At 41.9% G+C, this 3,861-nt stretch carries 2 protein-coding genes; both read left to right on the forward strand.

Annotated features, from left to right (window positions below):
* A partial coding sequence (locus tag VF500_RS22670) for an FtsX-like permease family protein (RefSeq protein WP_330861859.1) occupies positions 1–1,543 on the forward strand: 1,543 nt, incomplete at its 5' end.
* 92 nt (positions 1,544–1,635) lie between these two features.
* The coding region (locus VF500_RS22675; RefSeq protein ID WP_330861860.1) for an ABC transporter permease at positions 1,636–3,861 on the forward strand (2,226 nt) is incomplete at its 3' end.

The following is a 3,861-nucleotide window of genomic DNA, read 5'->3' on the forward strand; positions in this document are numbered from 1 at the left end:
TATTGATTACGTACGCATGTTTAGTGTAATAGGTATTTTGGTGTTGCTGATAGCTTGTATCAACTTTATGAACCTTTCAACCGCCCGGTCTGAGAAGCGGGCCCGCGAGGTAGGGGTGCGTAAAGCAATAGGCTCACAACGCAGCGACCTGATAGCCCAGTTCCTGGCCGAATCGGTAATGATCACTTTTATTTCATTTTTACTGTCGATAGTGATGGTGCAGCTGGCTGTTCCATCGTTTAATGCTATTGTAGGCAGTGCCATTAGTATACCCTATACTAATATTTTGTTTTGGGCTATGATGATAGCCTATGTGCTACTTACCGGTTTATTGGCAGGAAGTCGCCCTGCGTTTTACTTATCGTCATTTAATCCCGTACAGGTTTTAAAGGGGACTATAAAGACAGGTAAAGCAGCATCATTGCCCCGCAAGGTTTTGGTGGTAGTGCAGTTTAGCTGTTCAGTAGCTTTAATTATAAGTACAATTATTGTTTATCAGCAAATTCAATACGCCAAAAACAGGTCAACCGGCTATAGTTCAACCCGTTTGATGATGACGGACATGAGCGGCGATCTTGAAAAAAATTACAGCGCCCTTAAAAATGATTTGCTGGCAAGCGGTATGGTAGAGAGTGTTGCCTCAGCATCGAGCCCAATTACCAATATTTATAGCCATACAGGTATCGATAACTGGCCGGGAAAAGCTGGAGGAGAAACGGGTATAAATGTTGGCTCTATCTCGGTATCTCCTAATTATTTTAAAACATTAGGCATGACTTTGAAAGAAGGTCGTGATTTTTCAAGCGATTGGGTTTCGGATACTTTGAATGTGATACTAAATGAAGCGGCTGTAAGAAGGATGGGGCTTAAAAATCCAATAAATCAATTAATTAGTTATGGGGGCGGCAATAAGCCAGTGCGTATCATAGGCGTGGTTAAAGATGCTTTAATGGAATCGCCTTTTACGCCTGTGCAGCCTGCAGTATTTAATCACGGTCGCGGTGGGAACAATATCATGTACCGGCTGGCAGCTAACGTAAATATGCAGGATGCAATTAAAAAGATAGGGAAGATCTTCGATACCTATAACCCGGCGTATCCTTATATCTACCAGTTTGTTGATGAAGAATACAACCGCAAGTTTAGCCTAGAAGCATTGGTTGGTAAACTGGCCGGTGTTTTTGCGGGATTGGCTATTTTTATATCATGCCTTGGTTTGTTTGGGTTAGCCGCTTACGTAGCCGAGCAACGTACCAAAGAGATCGGCATCCGCAAAGTATTGGGTGCATCAATAGCTCAGGTATGGCTGCTGCTATCAAAAGAGTTTATTTTACTGGTCATGTTAAGTTGTGTTATAGCAACACCAGTAGCTTTTTACTTTTTGAAGGACTGGCTGCAAAAATATGATTACAGGATAACTATAGGCCCGGGAGTATTTGTGCTTTCGGCAGTTGCAGCAATAATTATCACCCTGGTTACCATAAGTTTCCAGGCTATAAAAGCGGCGCTGACAAATCCGGTGAAGAGTTTGCGTTCCGAATAAATTTCATTAGGTCATTTGCTTCGCGTCATTAAGTCATTGAACGCGGGCAAAAATGACTTAATGACCCAATGACATAATGAAATAAAATAGATATGATCAAAAACTATATAAAAATTGCCTGGCGAAATTTGGTTCGCAATAAGGCTTATGCAACCATCAGTGTTATTGGTTTGGCTTTGGGGATAGCCTGCGGCGTATTGATTTTTACGCTGATCAGCTATCACCTGAGCTTTGATACATTTCATAAAGATAAAGACAGGATCTACCGCTTTTATACCGAGTTTCACGACCAGGAGGTAGACCGCGTAGGGGCTATTCCGCAGCCTATGGCCAAAGGGTATCGCAATGACCTCGCTTTTAGTGAGAAAACGGCAAGGTATATCAGCTTTAACAAAACGCTGATCACTATTACTAAGGGAAATGACGTTAAAAAGTTTGGTGAGGATGATGGTGTAGCCTTTGTTGAACCTGATTATTTCAATATCCTGAACTTTCCGTTGCTTAAAGGGGATAAGAAAACTATCCTCGCGAACCCAAACGAAGCTTTGGTTACCGAGAAGATGGCCCATAAATACTTCGGTAATGATAACCCGATTGGTAAGGTTTTTAAATTGGATAACAACATCAATGTTACCATAACTGGTGTGCTACAGGATTTGCCAAACAATACCGATCAAAAGCAACAGATCTTTATTTCGTACGCAAGTATGGAGGCATACGCAGGCAAAGACCGTGAAAATAACTGGGGAGGTGTTTACAGTGGTAGTCAGGGCTTTACCCGGTTAAGGCCAGGCGTAACCAAAGCGCAGGTTGAAACAGCCATGCTGCAATTAGTTAAGAAAAACTATACCGGTCGTGATTTGCAGGTATGGCGCTTTAAATTACAGCCTATCTCCGAAATGCACTTTGACCGTGAGCTTGGCGGTTATGCTGATAAAAGCTATTTGTGGGCGCTGTTCTTCATTGGGATATTCCTGATCATTACCGCCTCAGTGAATTTTATAAATCTGGCCACGGCACAAGCCCTTAACCGCTCAAAAGAAGTTGGGATCCGTAAAGTGCTTGGTAGTTTGCCTTTTCAGTTATTCTGGCAATTTATTGCTGAAACTGCTATTATCAGTGTCATAGCAGTTGGAGTGGCCATAGGTTTATCAGAAATTGCTTTGCCTGCATTGAATAACTTATTTCATGCAAAAATGGTGTTTAACTGGGCTGAGCTAAGCGCGTTTATTGTTGTAATCACCATTGTAGTGGTATTTTTATCAGGTTCATATCCGGGCTTGGTGCTGGCAAGGTTCCAACCCATCAAGGCGCTCAAAAGTAAGCTGTCGCAAAAAGATGTTGGTGGGTTTTCGTTGCGAAGGGTACTGGTAGTTACCCAATTTACCATTTCGCAGGTGCTGATCATCGGTACCATCATTGTGGTTTCGCAATTGCATTATTCGCAAAATGCAGATCTTGGCTTTAATAAGAAAGCCGTGGTACTGGTGCCGCTCCCTCAAAACGACAAGATAAAAATGAGCACGATGCGTAACCGTATCAGCGAAATTAAGGGTGTTGAAAATGTAACTTACTGTTATAATGCCCCTGCATCCCGTTCAAATAGTAATACCGGTATTCAATATGATAACCGTGCCGAAGATGAACATTGGAGCATCAATACCAAACAAGCAGATGAAAATTACATCTCTACCTTTGGGATTAAACTGATTGCGGGTCGGAATTTCTTCAAAGGCGATTCAACCAAGGAACTTTTGGTGAATGAAACGTTCGTTAAGAAATTACGCCTTAAACCGCAGGATGTAATTGGAAAGCAGATGGCCATTAATGGCCGGGACTATAAAGGAACCATCGTTGGTGTAATGAAGGATTTTTACAATTACTCCTTTCATAGCGAAATTTCACCGCTATGTGTGATGCCTAATTACCAGTCATTTTCTACCGTTGCCATAAAAATTGATATGCGTAATGCTAAAGCTACTTTAGCCGGCATTGATAAGATCTGGAATGAAACCTTCCCTGAAGAATTATATTCATACCAGTTTCTGGATGATACCATTACCCGTTTTTACGAAATGGATAATATCCTGCTAACGCTGGTTGAAGCATTTGCCGGTATCGCTATTATAATTGGCTGCCTTGGTTTATATGGCCTGGTATCGTTTATGGCCGTACGTAAAACCAAAGAGATCGGGGTACGCAAGGTATTGGGTGCCAATATTAGCAGTATCTTATGGTTGTTTGGTAAAGAGTTTAGTATACTGTTGCTTATTGCGTTTGTAATAGCTGCTCCGCTGGCCTGGTGGGCAATGCATAAT

It is taken from the genome of Mucilaginibacter sp., from assembly GCF_036383575.1.
In the GTDB taxonomy this organism is placed as follows: domain Bacteria; phylum Bacteroidota; class Bacteroidia; order Sphingobacteriales; family Sphingobacteriaceae; genus Mucilaginibacter.